At 64.5% G+C, this 18821-nt stretch carries 8 protein-coding genes; all 8 read right to left on the bottom strand.

Annotated elements, in window-relative coordinates:
• Window positions 1-163 precede the first annotated feature (163 nt).
• The gene (locus tag BUA26_RS18850; RefSeq protein ID WP_083573098.1) at window positions 164-3064 is read right to left on the bottom strand and encodes a TIM-barrel domain-containing protein; all 2901 of its coding nucleotides are present in this window, start codon (window positions 3062-3064) and stop codon (window positions 164-166) included.
• 3 nt (window positions 3065-3067) lie between these two features.
• Window positions 3068-5605, bottom strand: a complete 2538-nt coding sequence (locus tag BUA26_RS18845; protein ID WP_072762450.1) for a beta-glucosidase — start codon at window positions 5603-5605, stop codon at window positions 3068-3070.
• A gap of 18 nt (window positions 5606-5623) precedes the next feature.
• Window positions 5624-7228, bottom strand: coding sequence for a DUF5597 domain-containing protein (locus tag BUA26_RS18840; RefSeq protein ID WP_218587863.1), 1605 nt, complete (start codon window positions 7226-7228; stop codon window positions 5624-5626).
• Window positions 7229-7236: 8 nt separating this feature from the next.
• Window positions 7237-9177: a sialate O-acetylesterase gene (locus BUA26_RS18835; RefSeq protein WP_072762448.1), complete on the bottom strand. Its 1941-nt coding sequence runs from the start codon at window positions 9175-9177 to the stop codon at window positions 7237-7239.
• Window positions 9174-11414, bottom strand: a complete 2241-nt coding sequence (locus BUA26_RS18830; RefSeq protein WP_083573110.1) for a cellulase — start codon at window positions 11412-11414, stop codon at window positions 9174-9176. The genes BUA26_RS18835 and BUA26_RS18830 overlap by 4 nt, the downstream gene beginning before the upstream one ends.
• Before the next feature lie 403 nt (window positions 11415-11817).
• Window positions 11818-14733 carry a TonB-dependent receptor gene (locus BUA26_RS18825; protein WP_255368421.1) on the bottom strand — a complete coding sequence of 972 codons (2916 nt, stop codon included), beginning with the start codon at window positions 14731-14733 and terminating at the stop codon, window positions 11818-11820.
• A 1361-nt stretch (window positions 14734-16094) separates the two neighbouring features.
• Window positions 16095-17267, bottom strand: a complete 1173-nt coding sequence (locus tag BUA26_RS18820; protein ID WP_072762446.1) for a sugar ABC transporter permease — start codon at window positions 17265-17267, stop codon at window positions 16095-16097.
• Entirely contained in the window at window positions 17264-18784 is a 1521-nt protein-coding gene (gene xylG / locus BUA26_RS18815; protein WP_083573109.1) for a D-xylose ABC transporter ATP-binding protein, read from the bottom strand. The genes BUA26_RS18820 and xylG overlap by 4 nt, the downstream gene beginning before the upstream one ends.
• Window positions 18785-18821: the final 37 nt, after the last annotated feature.

The raw sequence follows: 18821 nt of genomic DNA, 5'->3' as shown, positions 1-18821 counted from the left end.
TATCGAAACCGGCGGCGCCTAAGCCGCCGAGCGGCAACCGGCGGATGCCCCAGCCGCGCTCACACGTTTTCAGGGGCCTGCCCTGCTCGTCCAACAAGTATGCGCGCAAGGGTGGTGCCCCAGCCCAGACCGACCAATTCCACTCGCAGCGCGCTGGCGTTCATCAAGCCTGCTTGTCCCTGCGGACGGTGATCGCCTCACCGGTGTAGTCGACGCCCTGCTCCACCTTGGCGTCGAAATCCGACGCCGTCGGCGTCGGGCCGGAAATCCAGCGGATGTTGAAACGACGTGTCACCGGCATGCCGGGATAACTGCCTTCGCGCTTGCCGATACTGAGCATGCCGCTGGCCTCGTCGTAGCTGAGCGGGATGCGCGAGTACGCGCCGTGCTCGTAGTCGTAGGTCGTGCCCTGATCCTCGTATAGCGAGAACGTGCTATCGGCGCCGGTGTAGACGACCAGCGTGATCGGCGCGTCCGGCTTCTCGCCGGTGTACTGGATCGCCGGACCGATCGGCACGATGGCACCGGCGCGCACGAACAGCGGCATGCGCTCCAGCGGCGCATCGGCCTTGATCGTGTTGCCGCCCTCGTAGCGCCTGCCGGTGTGGAAGTCGTACCAGCTACTGCCGACCGGCAGGTAGACGTCGCGGCTGCGTGCCTTGTACTCGGTCACCGGTGCGACTAGGAAGGCCGGGCCGAACATGTACTCGTCGTCGATGTTGCGCACTTTGACGTCGTTCGGAAAATCCATCACCAGGCCGCGCATGATGGTACCGTCGCGGAAGTAGGTGTCGGCCGCCAGCGTGTAGATGTACGGCATCAGGCGATAGCGCAGTTTGTCGTACCAGGCCAGCGCGTTATAGACGTCCGAACCGACCGGCGCGAGGTTGTAGATCTCGCGGTTCACGCCTTGGCCGTGCGAGCGGAACAACGGCATGAACGCACCGAACTGGAACCAGCGCAGGTTGATCTCGCGCCACTCCTTCAGATCTTTCGCGTCCGGTTTTTCGTAGCGCGTCTCCAGTGCATAGCCGCCGATGTCGGTGGTCCAGTTGGGGATGCCCGACAGCGAGAAGTTGATGCCCGCGGAGATCTGGTCGCGCAGGTTGCTCCAGCGCGCCACCACGTCGCCGCTCCAGCCGGCCGCCGCGTTGCGCTGCTCGCCGGCGAACATGGAGCGGGTGAGGATGAATACGCGCTTGTCCGGATATGACTCGCGGCTACCCTGATAGACACCTGTGGTAGTCATCAGCGGATAGGAGTTGAAGAACGCCGCGCCCGGACCTTGCGCGGTCGGGCCCATGCGCAGCTTGCGCTCGTCGATGTCGAGATTGGACTCGATGTCCGGCTCGGTGGCGTCCATCCACCAGGCATCGACGCCGAGGTCGCCGAGATTCTCACGGATCTGCCGCCAGTAGATCTGCCGCCCCTCGACCGAATACGGATCGTAGAACGAGCTGAGGTAGCCCGGGCCGACCCAGTCCTTGGCGCCGGCTTCGACATTGCGGCGATACATGTGGCCCTTGGCGTCGAGCTCCTTGTAGTTCGCAGTGGTCGGGTAGAACTTCGGCCACACCGAGATCATCAGGTTCGCATGTTCGGCATGCACCTTGTCGATCATGCCCTTCGGGTCGGGGAAGCGCGCCTTGTCGAACTGGTGCGAACCCCAGGCATCGTCCTTCCAGTAGCGCCAGTCCTGCACGATGTTGTCCAGCGGCAGCTGCAGCTCGCGGTAGCGCTTCACCACGCCGAGCAATTCATCCTGCGTCAGGTAATGATCGCGGCTCTGCCAGAAGCCGTACGCCCAGCTTGGCAACATCACCGACTTGCCGGTGATATCGCGGTAACCGGCGATCACCTCGTCGAGATTGTTGCCGCCGATGAAGTAGTAGTCGACCGCGTGGCCCAGCTCGGAGGACAGCGACAGCTCGTTCTGCTCGGCTGCCGGCAACGGATCCTGATGATCGAGCGCGATGTAGCCCGACTGCGGTGTCCACTCGATGCGGATCGCATGCTTCTCGCCGGGCTTCATCGCCACGGAGAAATCGCGGTACCACGGGTTCCAGCTCTGCCGCCAGTCGTCCAGTACCAGCTTGTCGTCGACATACAGTTTGAAGTAGCCGCTGACGTACAGGCGGAACTTGTGCAGACCGGCCACATCGGACGCCACCGCACCCTTCCACTCCACCGTCTGGCCTGGTCCGCCGGTGATGCCCTTGTCGTCCTTGAGCTGGTCCGGCCAGTGCTTAAGATCCTTGATGTACTCGTAGTTGACCGCGGACTCGACCCGGCTGAGCTTGAGCTTGCCGTCGACGTAGTAGTTCGCGGTGAGGCCGCCCGGCTTGCCGTCGGCGTCGAACACTTTCAGCTGCTTGTCCAGCATCTGGTACGGGCGCGGATCGCCGAAACGGGTGATCGAGTTGTTGTCCCACAGCAGACCGTAGTTGCGGCTGGACACCACGAACGGGATGCCGATGTCCATATTGTGCTGGGCCAGTTCGACGTCCTTGCCCTTGTAATTCATCGTGCCCTTCTGATGCTGGCCCAGGCCGTAGAACGCCTCGTCGTCGGGCGAGGCGAACTGCTGGCGCACGGCGTAGAACGCCTTGTCGTCTACTTTCGCCGGCGTGAACGTGCGTCCGTTCGGCTGCTCGGCCAGGATCACTTTGCCGTCCTTGTCGAGAAACTGCACGGCCCCGGTGGCGGTCGCCACGTCGGCGGTGATCGCGGCGGTTTTCAGGCGCACGTGACCGGCATCGCTGCTCACGGCGAACTGCTTGCCACCACCGCTCTTCACGGCCATCAAACTGGCCGGCAGGTCGAAGCCGCCGCCGGGAATCGCGGTGACGTGGATGATCCTGTCGCCGACCACTTCAAGGCGAACCTGCTTCGCCGCGCCACCGACATCGACGATTACGCCATCGGCGATCTGCCGGAATGTCGCCTGCGCTGCGCTGCTGTCATGGGGTGCCGCGATCTCGGTCGAGCCGCTGTTGCCGCTGCAACCGGACACCAGGCCGATGGCGAGCAGGCCGGCCAGCATATTCATGGGAATGCGATACATGATTCAGTCTCCAAGCGTCAGGTCGGCTGACAGCGGGGTGTGGTTCGAGGCGTCGCCCACGTAGACCTTGAAACGGCCCGGGTCGACCTGCCATGCGTGTTGCTTCACGTCGTAGTACGCGAACGAGCGGCGATCCAGAACCAGCGTGACGTGCTCGGTCTGGCCCGGCTGCAGCCGTACTTTGCGGAACGCCTTCAGCTCGCGCGCCGGCCGTGCCACTTTGGCCGACGGATCGCCCACGTATACCTGCGCCACCTCGGCGCCAACACGCTGGCCGGTGTTGGTCACGTCGAACGACACACTCACCGTATCGCCGGCCTTCGCTGCCGCCGGCGATAGCTGCAGGTTGGCGAACGTGAACGTGGTGTAGGAAAGCCCGTAGCCGAACGCGAACAGCGGCTGTGCTTTCTCCGGATACGAGGTGTACCAGCGGTAGCCTAGGAACACGCCTTCGCCGTACTTCACGGTGGGATTGCTTCCGGCCGGATGCGGCGGGGCGTCGTAGAAATCGCGGGTGGGGTTGTCCTTCCATTCGCGGCCGAAGCTGATCGGCAACTTGCCTTCCGGCGTGTGGGCGCCGAACAGCACCTCGGCGATCGCGCGGCCGCCTTGCTGGCCCGGGTACCAGCTCTGCAGCAGCGCGGGCACCTTGGCCAGCCAGCTGTCGGTGGCATAGGCGTCACCGGAATTCACCGTCACCACGGTTTTCTTGTTGGCCGCTGCCACTGCCTCTATCAGTGCCTCCTGGCCCCATGGCAGCTGGAACGTGCGATCGAACGCCTCGCTCTCGGAGGTGGGATCGAAGCCCACCGCGACCACGGCAGCATCCGCCATCGCCGCCATCTTCCTGGCGTCCGGGGAGATCAGCTCATCCAGCGCGATCACGCCCAGGCCCATGCGGCTGTAGCTCACGTCGGGTTTGTAGTCGAGGCGGATCGTCACCGGCTTGCCGGCGACCAGGTCGAGCGTGACGTACAGCGGCGCCTGGCCCTCGCGCTGCGGCTGTTCGATCACGTTCCTGCCGTCGACGAACAACTGGTAGGTATCCAGGCTGGCGGCGGCCGTGAGGAACAGATACTTGCCGCTATGCGTGGGTACGAAGCGGCCGCTCCAGCGGATGCTCTGGCGCTCGGTCGCCGATGTCGTCCACAGCTCCGGCTTCCACTGGTCGACATGCGCGTCCACGCCGGATTCGGCGGGCTTGCCCTGGAAATCGCTGTTGGCGAAGGTCTGCCTCTGCAAGCCCTTGCCACCGTCCGGGCTGACGAACACCGATTGCTTGAACACGTCGTCCGCGGACGGCAGCCCGCGGCTGTACAGCACGCGCACCTTGTCGCCGAGCTGATGGGTGATGCCGCTGAGCACGCTCTGCGCCTCGAACGTATCGACGTGCGAACTGCCGCCGGCACTGGAGATCGCCGGAAAGGCGTTGGGACCGATCACCGCGATGGTCTTCAGCTTGCCCGCGTCGAGCGGCAGCACGTTGAGCTCGTTCTTCAGCAGCACCAGCCCCTCGCGCGCGGACTGCAGCGCCACCGCATCATTGTCGAGACTCAACAGCGGCAGCGACAGATCCTTCTGCGACCGGTCGAGGAAGCCGAAACGCACCGCCGTGCGCAGGATGCGGCACACCTTGTCGTTCAATACGTCCGGCGACAGCTTGCCGTCCTTCAGCTGAGGCAACAGCCGTTGCGGCGTCATCGCCTCGGCCGATGGCATCTCCAGGTCGAGGCCGGCGTTGAATGCCTTGATACCGTCGTGAGTCGCCTGCCAGTCGGACATGAAGATGCCGTCGAAACCCCATTCCTGCTTCAGGATGTCGTGGCTGATCGCGCGGTTCTCGCTGAGATGGTCGCCATTGACCAGGTTGTAGCTGCTCATCACCGCGCCGACATGCGCGTCCTTCACCGCCATCTCGAACGCCGGCAGATAGATCTCGCGCAAGGTGCGCTCGTCGATCAGCGTGTCCAGGTGGCGGCGGTCGTACTCGGAATTGTTGGCCACGAAGTGCTTGATGGTGGCGACCACACCCTGGCTCTGGATGCCGTCGATGAAGCCGACACCCATGCTGCCGGCAAGAAACGGATCCTCGCTGTAGTACTCCATGTTGCGGCCGTTCTGCGGGGCACGATGGATGTTCGCGCCCGGGCCGAGAAAGAAGTGCACGCCACGCGCGCGCGCATCGCGGCCCATCGCCTCGCCTACCTGCTGCGCCAGTTGCGGATCCCATGACGCAGCCAGGCCGACACCGGCCATGTACGCGGTGGACGGACCTACCGAGCGCACGCCGAACGGGCCATCGGACATCTGCATGCGCGGCAGCCCGGCGGCAGGTTCGGCACGGATGAACATGTTGTCGACGCCACCGATCAGGTCGACTTTCTGTTCCAGCGTCAGCTTGCCCAGCATCGCATTCACTCGTTGCTCGACGGCCGGCGAGTCCACGACCGGACCCGACGCAGCGGGCACGGCGGCGTGGGCGAAGATCGGGCCCAGGCAGGTCAGCAGGAGTGCCGGCAAGATGCGGGACAGGGGTTTCATGCGCACAAGCGGCATCCTTTAATACGTGGCCAGCTTGACCCGCAGGACCTGCGGCTGGCTGGTGAAGTTGAGTCCGTAGTCGGTCTGGTCGCCGTTCCACTCGCGGATGAAATGCCACTGCCCGTTTTCGTAGCGGCCTTCCTCGACCCGCTCCAACAGGAAGCGCACGCTGTTGCTCCCCTTGGCCGGCATGAAGTTGACCCGTGCGTGATAGCCGGTCACCAGGTATTCGTTCTTGCCCAGTTGCGCGATCAACACACCGCCCAGCTTCTTCTCGTTGCCCTTGGGCGCATCCATGCCGAACTGCGGCTGGCCATAACCGATGTGCACGCGCCAGTCGGCCAGGTCCAGCGTCTGCTCGTGGATGTCGTCCGGCTCGGACGCACCCCACACCTTGCCTTCGATACTGAGCCCGGCGATGAGGCTGCCCAGCGGAGCCAGCAACTCGTAGTTGGCCGCGAACGGCGCGATTGTGTCCGCGTCGATCGTTTTCGCGCCCAGCGGCCAGTTCGAATACCGGGTGTAATCCATGCCGAACGGCGAGAAGCCGATGCTCTGCTGACCCAATGCGGCGAATACATAGCGCGCATAGGCCACATCGTTGCCGGTTTCGGCGACGAACAAGGCATTGTCGTCGCGGCGATAGCGGCTCAGTACGGCGTTGTATTTCGGGTACTCGCGCATGTAGATGTCGGGCGCGACGAAGTCCAGCGACGGTGCCGCCGCACGCCATATGTCGAGCACGTTGTCGGTGGGACCACCGCTGGAGTAGCCGCCCGGCGGACCGGGATGGAACGGATCGCGCAGCGCCGCATTCGCGTACATCGGCAAGTCGTAGACGGCCTTGCCGGCGGTCGCCACTTCGTTGATGTAGTGCGCGACCGCCCAGGCAAACGAATACTCCGGCGCATTCTTGCCGAACACCTGGCTCCAGCTGCCGGCCGCGTTGCCGGTCTTCTGCAGCACCACCGGCGGCACCGGCGACTGCAGCAGCTTGTCGCCGGCCGCGGAGTAGTCGCGGTCGGTGCCGTAGGTGCCCGACTCGTTCTCCACCTGCACCATGATCACCGTATGGCGATCACCGTCGATCTTGCGCAGATGCGTCATCAGCGCCACGAACGCGCTGCGGTCGGCATCCATCGTGGCGGTGCCGAACGGCGACAGCGAATTGAGCGTCGAGCCGTCTTTCTTCAGCACGCGCGGGTAGCGCCGGTTGTCCAGTTTCACCCAGGCCGGCGCATAGCTCGGCCCGTTGTTCTTCCAGGTCGCGAACCACAGCAGCACCAGCCGCACCTTGTGCTCGCGCGCCTGCGTCAGCAGCGTGTCCAGAAAACTGAAATCGAACTGGCCCTGTGTCGCCTCGATCTGACCCCAGCTGATCGGCACCTGCACGGTGTTGGCATGCAGCGCATCGATCGCCGGCCACACTTGCGGCAGCATCTCCGGCCAGCCGCTGGAGTTGTTGACCTGCGCACCGAGAACCAGGTACGGCTTGCCGTCCACCATCAAAGCATGACGGCCGTCGCGGTTGACGATGTGCGGCGGCTCGGTGGCACGCGCGGCGCACGACAAGCCGGCGGCGAACAAGGCGCAGGCCATGTATCGAAGCATCAAGGTGCGCATGGGCGTTCTCATGGCGAAGCCGTGGTGCGGAATGGCACGGCCGGCAAGCCGTCGCGATGGGCCAGGTTGGCCTGGTCGGGGTTGTCGCTCCACGCATAGCGCACCGCGACGGGATGCGCGACGGCGTCGCTCGACACCACCACGCGGTCGCCGTCGATGCGCGCTTGCGCGGGCTGGTAGCGCATGTCGGCGCCGGCGATCTCGAAACCATTCACCGCGTTGCCCCCGCCGCGCACCGCCAGCGGCTCGCCCCGCGTGTCGAAGGACACGATGGCCTCTCCCTTCTCGACCCGCAGCTCGCGGAAGGTCGGCCCGGCATCCACCACAGCATCGCCGAACACCACACGGCGTGCGACCCCTGCGAGCCGATGTCCCACGTCCTGTTTGTCGGTCGGATGGATGTTGTCGGGATTGCCGATGTCGATGGTCACCGCCTGGCCGGTGTATGGCAGCGACAACGCGGCGGACTGCGACTCGCGCAGCTCGGCCCATGGACTGCTCTGCGCCGTATCGCCGCTGCTCTTGAAGTTGGCCAACTGCACCCAGAGGAACGGCAGCCGCGGCTGGTTCCAGTGCGCGCGCCATGCCGCGATCATCGCCTTGAACTGCGCGCGGTAAGTCATCGCCTGCCCGGCCAGCGCATTGGCCTCGCCCTGATACCAGAGCACGCCGCGCAGCGGATAGCCGAGCAGCGGATGGATCATGCTGTTGTAGAGCAGCGTAGGCGTCACGTTGCGGGTTTCGGTGGCCACCAGGCTCACGTCGGCGGGGCGAAATCGCCACACGCCGCTCAGCGAGCGCCGCGCACCGCCCACCGGCTGCACATAGAGCTCGGCGGCATCGCCATGAATGCCGCCGCCGTTACCGAGGTCGTCCACGCGGATCGCGATGCTGTTGCTGCCTGCACGCAGGGCTTCCGGCGGCACGCGATAGACACGCGCCTGGTCCCACTGTTTTTCGGTTTCGCCGACCAGCCGGCCGTTGACGTAGCTGCGGTCGGAGTCGTCGACTTCTCCCAGGCCTAGCGTCACGCCTTGCGCCGCTTCCGCCGCGCTCAGCGTGAACTGCGTGCGATACCACGCCACGCCGTCCATGCCGTAGTAGCCCACGGTTTCCCAGTACGCCGGCACGGCGATGGTCGCCCACGGCGACTCGTCGATTTTTTCGGCGGCCCAGGCCGGCTTGCCGCTGGCGTCCGGCATGTCGCCGTGCTGCGTGGGCCAGCGTGCGAGGTGCTGGCGTGTCTGCGCCAGCTTCGCTTCCTCGCCGGCGTTTCCCTGCTTCAGCCTGGCGACGAGCGCCTGCGGATCGACGTGGCCGGTGCGCGCATCCGTCCAGGCTTCGATGCTGCTGCCGCCCCAGCTGCTGTTGATCAGGCCTTGCGGCACGCCGGTGCGTACCTTCATGTCTTTGGCGAAGAACCAGCATACGGCGGAGAATTTACCCACCGTGGCGGGACTGGCGGCCACCCAGCTACCGCCGGCTAGCTTTTCCTGCGGCTGTACCGACGCGCTATTGGGAATCTTGAAATGGCGGATGGAAGAGTCGTTCGCCTTCGCTTCCTCGGCGGCCGCATCGCGCCCTTCCGACACCATGAATTCCATGTTCGACTGGCCCGAGCACAGCCACACGTCGCCCACCAGCACGTCGCGAACCACACGGTGTTCGCTGCCGTCGTCGATGTCCAGCGCGTATGGACCACCCGCCGCATGGCGCGGCAGCGTCGCATCCCAGCGGCCCTTCGCATCGGCCAGCGCCGTGGCGTGCGCGCCGTCGAAACCGAGCCTGACTCGCGCACCCGGCATGGACCAGCCCCATACGTGCATGGGCTGGTCACGCTGCAGCACGGCCCCTTGCGAAAACATCAGCGGCAGTTCGAGCTTCGCCTGCGCCGCCGCCGGCGACAGCAGGCCCAGCGCCAGTGCGCCGGACAGGAACAGATGCTTCATGGCGTGGACTCCGCAGGTTCGCCGTCGATGAGGCCGCGCCCGCTGGTGGCGAAATACACGCGGCCGAATACGCGCGGATCGCCGGTGAGATGGCTGATCCGTCCATAGCGATGCGCATCGTCGTCGATGCGCCGCCATTGACGCCCGCCATCGACCGAGCGGAACAGGCCTTGCAGGTCGCCATGCCTTCCGGCCGCGAACAGTGTTGGCGTGGAGCTGCCAGCGGCAGGCTTGCCGAAACCGAAAGCGTCGACACCGGTCAGCCCGGGCAGACGCTGCTGCAGATGGCCCTGATCATCTCCGCGCAGCAAGGGCAGATCGCGGGCGGCGAGGTACAACACGCCGGCGGCGTCCGGTGCGGCCTGCAGTTGCACCTGATCGTGTCCGCGCGCGGCGTCGCCCAACGCGCCGGCGATCGGCACGAACGTCACGCCGCCATCGCGGCTGGCGAAGAGTCTGCCGGCATGTTTATCGAACGCGTAGAAACGTTTGGGATCGACACGATCGCCCAGCACGTTCATGCGCCCACTCAAGCCCCGCACTGCTTGCCAGTGCTTGCCGAAATCATGTGTCAGATAGACGTGCTGCGCATGATCAGGCGCCCACAGCGTGCTGCGGCCGTCGGCAGCCAGCGCGATACTTCCCGCGCCCTCGCCTTCAGATGGCTCGCTGGCAAACGCTTGCCAGTGCTGGCCGCCATCGCTGGACCAGGCCGCGCGAATCGCGGGCCCGAAAGGCTTGCGCAGGTAGCCGCTGCGCACGATCACCGCAGGCTGCTGGCCGGCATAGTCGATGCTCTCGGCATTCGCATAGCGCGGTGGGGCCTGGAACTGCAGCGGCGCGACATCGAGATCGTCGTGGCGGTAGCCGTCCAGATCGCCTACCGCGCTGAGCAGATGCGCGCCTTGCGGCGGACTGATCAGGCCCAGCGGCACGGTTTCTTCCAGGCCGCGATCCTGGAACCGCCAGTGCGCGGTGCCGCCCTTGTCGAAGGCGCGCATGTCGCGCGATGCCCAGATGCCGTAGCCGGTCACGAACATCACGTGGTCCGGATCGAACGGATCGATTACTACCGTGCTCATCCAATGTGGGGTGTGTTCGGCCGTCCAGATCGCTTCGCCGTGATCGAACGACGAGCGCGCGAAGATCTCGTTCCAGTGCGCGCCACGGTCCGTACTGCGGAACAGCAGGTCGTGCGGCTCGTAGCGATGGAAGGTGCTGGCGACCAGCACGTTCGGGTCGGAAGGATCGACCGCGATATCGCCCCAGCCGAAACCCGATGGCGTGCTTTTGCTTGGCACCGGCGTGATGTCGGTCCAGCGGCCGCTCGTGGGCTGCCAGCGCCACACGGCGCCGTCGCTCATGGTGTCCGGGCCCGGCTCGTCGCCGTAGCTGAGGTAATAATCGCCGTCGCTGGCGCGATGCATGTGGCTGGGTCGCAAACCCTTGGGCTGGCCCGGAACCTCGCTCCAGCTGCGGCCACCGTCGGTGGAGCGGAACAAGCTGGCGTCGCCAGTGGACACGCCGGCGTAGATCGCCGGTGTCGGCCTGCCCCGCCGGCCGCTGGTCGGCTCGAACACCACGAACACGATACCGATGGGTTGCGTGCGCCAGTTGTTCCGCGCACTGGCAGACGGCGACGTCGCTACCGACGGAAAGCCATCCACTCTCACCCAGTGCGCGCCTCGATCTTCGCTGCGCCACAGGCCGGCGTTGCGGGAGCCGAGGAACAGCACGCGGCCGTCGTTCGGGTCGACCACCAGGCGTTCGCCGTTGCCCCGACCCAGCTCATTGCCGCCCAGCTTGAACGGCAAGTCGGCGCGCTCGAAGCTGTGGCCGCGATCGTGCGAGCGCAGGATGGCGGCGTTGCCCGCCTGTGGGCTGGTATAGGTACCGGCGGCGAGATATACGCGTTCGGGATCGGAAGGGTCCAGCGCCACGCTGTCGATGCCGAACAGGTTTTCATCGCGCGCTTCGAGCCAGTCGGTCAGCGGCACCCATTGCGCGCTGGCCCGGTCCCACCGATATGCGCCACCCACGTCGGTGCGCGCGTAACAGAGACCCCGCTCGGCCGGATGGCAGACCAGTCCGCTGACGTAGCCGCCACCGCCGATGCGTACGTTGTGCCACGCATAGGGAGCCGGTTGCGCAGCCACCGGCAGCGACGCCGACAGGCAGAGCAGCAACAGGCAGCGGGAAACCACACGAATAATGTTGGTCGGTTTTGGAAGGCGCATCATTTCGTCAGCAAGAGCGGACCGGCAACCCGCGAGGGAACAGGGTTGCTGGCAGATGGGCGAGGAGCAGGGATGTCGACCTGGGCCTTCAAGCTCAACACGCGGTCATTGGTCTGCCCGTCACGCGGAAGTGTTCGAAGACCGAATCTGCCCGCCCGCCTGGTATGGATCGGATTCGAGGCGGCAGTCAGCGACACAGCGGTACTGCCGAACCCGTCGTTCACTTGGCTCCCCTCCAATGATTGTTTGCTGACCGCGGGACTTGAACATGTCGACCCGCTCGCCAGCGATGGCCTGGGCGACATGCCGGAACGGGCGAGGTTTTCTGGCGCCAGGCAAGGCACCCAACGCTGGATGCCTTGCCCCATCCCGGAACCTTATCGACTGCTCAGGCACTGCACGATCAGAACGCCACGCGCAGCGTCAGCGCATAACGGGCATCGTTCACGTACCAGGAAGTGATGTGCTTGCCGGAGGCATTCTGGTACATGATCGTGCGCTGTTCGGCGTTATTGAGGTTGTTCATCTCCAGGCCGAGCTTCACGTGGTCGTTGAACGAGTAGAAGATCGAGCCGTCCAGTTGTCCGTAGGCATCGGCGAATACCGGCAGCTTCCACGGAATGTTGTTGTCGGTACCGTTGTAACCATTCGGACCGATCGACAGCAGATACTGGCTGCGCCAGTTGTAGGCCAGCCGGATTTGCCACGGACCGTGCTCGTAGAAGCCGGCGACATTGAGGGAATCCCTCGACAGGCCATCCGCCGGGAGGTTGCCGTATTTGGAGCCATCCGTATCCACCGGCACCGCCGTAGTGTCGTTCGGCACATGGGTCCTGCTCCGGATGTAGGTGTAGTTCGCCGACATGCCGAAGCCCTTGACCGGCAGGAAATCGAAGAACTGGTTCCAGCCGATTTCCGCGCCATCGATCGTCGCCTTGCCGACGTTCACCGGACGGGTGATCAGATACTGGTAGTTGTTGCCGTCGACACCTGGATACGTCACAAAGTGCGACTCGCGGCGGAAATAGTCGCGTATCCCCTTGTGGAAGAAGTTGACCCAGGCCATGCCGCCGCGGTCCGGATCGAAGTACCACTCCAGCGACAGATCGAACTGGTTGGCCTTCATCGGCGTCAGGTAGGGGTTGCTGTAGGAATCGCCCGTTAGAGCCAGCTTGTCGACCGGCACGGAGGTCGTGCCGGCCGGCGGTGTATAGCCGGGCTGCACGGCGGCATTGAGAACCTGATAGGCCTGCATCTGGCTGAAGTCCGGCCGCGCGATCGCCTTGGAAAAGGCAAAACGCGTGATCAGGTTCGGAGCGAACTCCCACTTCAGGTTCAAGCTGGGCAGGACGTCGGTGTACTCGTTGCGGGCCGTGATGGGCGCGGTCTGGCCTGCACCCAGATAGGGCGCCAACACCTGGTTGGGATATACCAGGAAGCCCTGGGCGGTATTCGTGGTCCTCACCGCACGCACGCCGACGTTGCCGCTCAGGTTGGCATTGTCCACCCCGAAGTCGAGCATGGCGTACGCCGCGTAGGTTTTCTCGTGCTGAACATTGGTGTGCGCGGCATCGAGCACCGTGTTCTGATACGTGCCGGCATAGCAGCAGGTGTAGAAAGGATCGGCGGCGGCGTGGATGTCCTGGTAGCTGGCCGGGTAGCCCAGCGCGGTCGACGGCACCGGCGCATAGAACGCACTCGGTATGTTGGCGTCGCCCTTGTAGAAATTGTTGAACTTATCCAGGTGCACGAGGCTGGTATTGACCGTGCTGTTCAAGTTCAGGCCAGGCAGCGGAACGCCGCCGGGCACCGCCCAATATTGCATCCAGGTCTGGAACACGGGCTTCCAGTTGTAGCCGGTATCGATGTTGTTGGCATAGCGGTTGGTCAGGCGCACGCCTGCCTTCACCCCCTGCACGAACCCGTCGGCGAAGCTGTGCTCGATGTCGGCGCGCCAGGCCAGTTCTTTGGCGTAGTTCTGGTCCTGGTGATCCATGGTGAACCCCCAGTAGTAATTGGCGGGGTTCGTGGTGTAGCTGGAATCGACGCCGAGGCGCGGCGGGTTGCTGCCGTTCAGGGCGACGTCGATGTAGGGCACGTTGACACCTAGCGCCACCGTGGAATCCAGACTGTTGGTGGTGGCCCTGACGAACTGCAACGAACTCGTGACTTCGGTGCTCGTGCCCAGCCGCCACTTCATCCCGGTGGAGAAGTCCGTGGTCTTGGAGTGGCTGTTGGAGGCGCGGATGTCGGTGCCCATCGGCACGCCGCCGGGCTGTGTGAGACGACCGGACTGGAACACGCCGCCATTGACCTGGCTCGGCTGACTGGCGTCCACCATCACCTTCGTCGGATCGTTGCTTACGAAGATCGCATCCTCGTTCCAGACTTCGTGGTACTTGCTCTGGAACGCAGTGGCGTAAAGGTCAAGACTGTTGCTGGGACGCCATTGGAAAGCCAGGTAGGCACCATCGCGCTTGCGATCGTAGAGCAAGGTGCGCCAGTCGGCGCCGCGCGGCACCCAGGTGCCACTTGCGTTCTTGAAGAACGGACGCACGAACAGGCCATCGGTACGCGTCGCCAACCGGGAATCGGCGACGTCGACGAGAACTCCCATTTCGCCGATGCTGGTGTTCCAGCGATTGCTGTAGAGCGCGGAGGCGGACGGCTTGTACTTCTTGCTGAAGTCGCCGTAGTTCTCGCTGACTGAAGCGGCGATCTTCTGGCCCTGGAAGTCGAAGGGCATGAAGGTGCGCAGGTTCACCGTGCCGCCCAGGCCGCCCTCGATCATCTGGGCCGTCTGGTTCTTGTAGACGTCGACGCCGGACATCAATTCCGACGGAACGTCCTGGAAGCTGAGGGCGCGCCCGCCGTTGGCGGAGAAACTGTCGCGGCCATTCAATTCGGAACGCACCTGCGTGAGGCCGCGCACCTGCACGCCATTGCCTTCGGCAGAGAAGTGTTCCGGATCGCCTTGGGAGAGGAAATGGTCGATGGTGACGCCGGGAATGCGCGACAGGGTTTCAGTGACGCTGCGATCCGGCAGCGCGCCGATGTCCGTGGCGGATAACGAATCGACGAAGGTGTCGGCGTCGCGTTTGGTGTCCTGCGCCTTCTCGACTGATGCGCGGATGCCGGTCACCACGACCGCGCTGAGTTGGGTCGCTGCCTTCTTCTGGTCCGCCTTGGCCTTCTTGGCGGCCGTGTTAGACGGGACGGCCTGGTCGGCGCCTTGGCTGTCGGCGGCGGTGGGCGTGGCCTGCTGTGCCCAGGCCTGCGCCGGCACATAGAGCAGCGCCACGCTCATCGCAATGGCCATCGAAAGACCCGTGCGCCGCAACTGCGCGGATGTCTGTTGCCGAACACTGTTGCTGGACCGATTATTCACTCTGATACCCTCCCCATAATTGCTAGCTGCCGAAGGAGCTGCGCTCGCGAGCCAGCGCATCGATGATGGCCAGGCCGCAGTACGCATTTCCCGGATAATCTCGCCGCACCGTCTGTTTCGGTTTGAAACACGCCATACGGTCTAAACGGTACGTGCTGCAATGCATGCTGCGGTCGCAGCCGCAGGGGCGCAATTACGAAATTGCTCAGTCCGGCTGACGTTTCTTCTTTTGCACTTGCCGCAAAAACCGCGGGGAAACGGGCTTTTTTTTGTCGGCCGGAGACGCCTCTCGAATTGGCGAGAAGACGTCTTTTGTGGGAGCGACTTCAGTCGCGATGGCTTTGCGTTTGATGGGTGGTTTGAGGCGAAGAGCTTTCGTCCTCCTGCGGAGGGCGGGTCACTATCTCTCGCTTGCCCGAGAGAAAGTAACCAAAGAGAGGAGTACCCGATGACGCGTCTACCGGGCATCCGTCCTATTTGTGGGAGCGACTTCAGTCGCGATAGCTCTTGCTCATTTTTGTTGATTAAGTGCAGAGCTTTCACCCTCCTGCGGAGGGCGAGTTACTTCTCTTTTGCTTGTCCAAAAGAGAAGTAACCAAGAGAAAACGACACCCCGCTTACGCGCCTTGCGGGCATCCCTGCCCGCAAGGTCCGCGGGTGGGTTACGGGGTTTGTCGACAGCACATCCTGTGCTGACGCCAAACTGGCCGGCATCCGTGCCGGCCACCCTGCGGGCTGTTCCTCCACCCACCCGCCGCTGCAGAGGGGCCCCGGGTAGAGCAGCGGGCCATCGTGGCCCGCACTTTTCAGAAGAGCCAGAGCAACAGCAGAGCGACGCTTTGCTTCGGCTTTTCACCGAGTGCGGGCCAGGATGGCCCGCTGCTCTACCCGGGGCCCCTGTGCGGCGGTGAGACGGGGACGACAGGCCGCGCAGCGGGAGTCGACAAGGAGGTCGACTCCTTTTCGCCAGGACAGGAGTCCTGTCGAAAAGCCCGGCCCCGGCTCACGGACTTGCCGAGCAGGAGCCCGGCAAGCGCCAAGCGGGGTGGCCTTCTCTTTTGGTTACTTTTCTCTTGGCCACACAAGAGAAAAGTGACTCGGGCGCCACAGGCGCACGAAAGCTCTTTGCTTCAAACCACCAACCAAAGAGCAAAGGGCATCGCCCGCCAGCGGGCTCCTACAAGAATCGGCGACATGGAGTAGCTCGATAGACGAAGGTGTTTGGCTCTGATTCGGCAGCGAAGCGGCAAAAGCATCGCGACTGAAGCCGCTCCCACAGATAGGCGACGCCCTCAGCGCCGGCGCCCGCTGGACACCACGTCAGCCCACACCGCCAACACCAGAATCAGACCCTTCACGATCATCTGCCAGTACGCATCCACATCGATCATCGACATGCCGTTGTCGAGGCTGGCCATCACCAGCACGCCGACCAGCGCGCCGTGCACCGTACCGACGCCACCACGCATCGAGGCGCCGCCGATGAAACATGCAGCGATCGCGTCCAGTTCGCCATTGGTGCCGGCCGAAGGCGCTCCCGCGGCCAGCCGTGCAGTATTGACCAGGCCGGCGAACGCGCACATCACACCCATCAGCACGAACACCGCCAGACGTACCCGATCGACATTGATGCCGGACAGCCGGGTCGCTTCGATATTGCTGCCGATAGCGTAGATGCGCCGGCCGAACACGGTCTGCGAAGCGATGAAGGAAAACACCGCCAGCAACCCCAACAGCAACAGCACCGGCACCGGGATGCCGCCGTAATCGTTGAGCACATGCACGAACACGAACAACACCACGCCCGCCGCAACCAGCTTGGCGGCGTCCAGCCACAGCGCATTGATCTTCAGCTCCAGCCGCTGTCGCGCCACACGCCGACGCCAGGTGATGAACACCAGCAAAGCAAGGATCAGCACGGCCAGCACGTTGCCGGTGACCGGCGACACATAACCTTGCCCGATCACCACGAACGCGTCGGACGATGGCGCGATGGTCGAGCCGCCGGTGATGCCCAGCAGCACGCCGCGATAAGCCAGCATGCCGCCCAGGCCGACGATGAACGACGGCACCCGCAGCCAGGTCACCCACAAGCCGTTGAGCGCGCCCACCGCGGCGCCGAGCAGCAGCACCAGCGCGATGGTGGCCGGCAGCGGCAGATGCCGGCTGATGTCCAGGATCGCCGCTACGCCGCCCAGCAGGCCCAGCAGCGAACCCACCGACAAGTCGATCTCGCCGGCGATGATCACGAACACCATGCCCAGCGCCAGCATGCCGGTGATCGCCATCTGCCGGAACAGGTTGGAGATGTTGCGCGAGGTCAGGAACGCGCCGTCGGTGGCGTGCCAGAAGTACAGCCAGATCAGGGCGACGGCCACCAGCAGCGCGATGATCTTGTACTGCGAAAAGATTTGCCGGAAACGCGCCGCGTATCCGATGGCCTGTGTGTCGATGCTGGAGCTCATGCGTTCTCTATCCTGTGCGGCAACGCCAGTGCGGCGGCCAGCAGATCTTCCTGGCGCAGCCCGTCGTTGATGAAGTCGCCGCATACACGGCCATCGGCCATCACCAGCACGCGGTCGCTGAGACCGAGCACCTCCGGCATTTCGGAACTGACCACGATGATGGCGATACCGCGCGCCGCCAGGTCGAAGATCAGCCGGTAGATTTCCTGCTTGGCGCCGACATCGACGCCGCGGGTGGGCTCGTCGAGAATCAGCACCTTCGGCTCGGGCAGCAGCATGCGGGTGAGCACGGCCTTCTGCTGGTTGCCGCCGGACAGGCTGGCGATCGGCAGCATCGGGCTGCTGGCGCGCACGTTGAGGCGGCGCATCTCGTGATGAAACGCATGCGCCTCGCGATTGCCGTCGATCACTCCGGCGCGCGCGTAATGGCCGAGCACGCTGAGCGTGATGTTGGGCCCCACCCCCATCAGCGGCACGATGCCGTGATGCTTTCGATCCTCCGGCACCATGCATAGCCCGGCGCGCACCGCCGCCTGCGGCGAGCGCACGCGCACCGGTTTGCCGTCGATGCGCAACTCGCCCTGCCAGGTCCCTGGATAAGCACCGTAGATCGCGGACACCAGTTCGGTACGGCCGGCGCCGATCAAGCCGGCAATGCCGAGGATTTCGCCGCGACGCACCTGCAACGATACGTCGTCGACCCGCTTGCGCCGCGGATTGACCACGTCCAGGCAGGTGACGTGGCTGGCTTCCAGCACCACCTCGCCGATCGCATGCGGCTTGCGCTCGAACATCTGTCCCAGTTCGCGGCCCACCATCATTGTGACGATCCGATGGGTATCCAGCTCCGCCATCGGCTGCGTGCCGATGTGCCGGCCGTCGCGGATCACGGTCACCCGGTCGCATACTTCGGCCACTTCGTCGAGCTTGTGCGAGATGTAGACGCAGGCCACGCCGCGCCGCTTGAGGTCAGCCACGATGGCCAGCAAGGTGCGCGTTTCGGTCGCGGTCAACGACGACGACGGCTCGTCGAAAATGATCAGCCGCGCCTGCTTGCCTAGCGCCTTGGCGATCTCGATCAGTTGCTGGTGGCCGCTGCCGTAATACAGCACCGGCTGCCCCACCTTGATGCCATCGATGCCCAGCTCGCGCAGCAGCGCCTCGGCGCGCTGGTGCATCGCCGGATAATCCATGCGCCCGCCGAAACGGCGGATTTCGCGGCCGAGAAAGATGTTCTCGGTGACGCTCAGCTCCGGCACCAGCATCAATTCCTGATGGATGATCGCGATACCGGCGCGCTCGCTGTCGGCTACCGAATGCGCGTGCAGCGGCACACCGTCGATCAGGATTTCGCCGCCATAGCTGCCGTGCGGATAGACGCCGGACAGCACTTTCATCAAGGTGGACTTGCCCGCCCCGTTCTCACCGCACAGTCCCAGGCATTCGCCGGCGCGCACCTGCAGGTCGACGCCGTCGACGGCCACCACGCCGGCGAACGACTTGCTGATGCCGCGCATCCGGAGCAAGCAGGCATCGCCGTCGACGACAGCGTGT

The sequence above is a fragment of the Rhodanobacter sp. OK091 genome (assembly GCF_900142825.1).
Classification (GTDB): domain Bacteria; phylum Pseudomonadota; class Gammaproteobacteria; order Xanthomonadales; family Rhodanobacteraceae; genus Rhodanobacter.
Note: the sequence above shows the minus strand (reverse complement) of the source record. Positions and strands in the feature narration are given on the sequence as shown.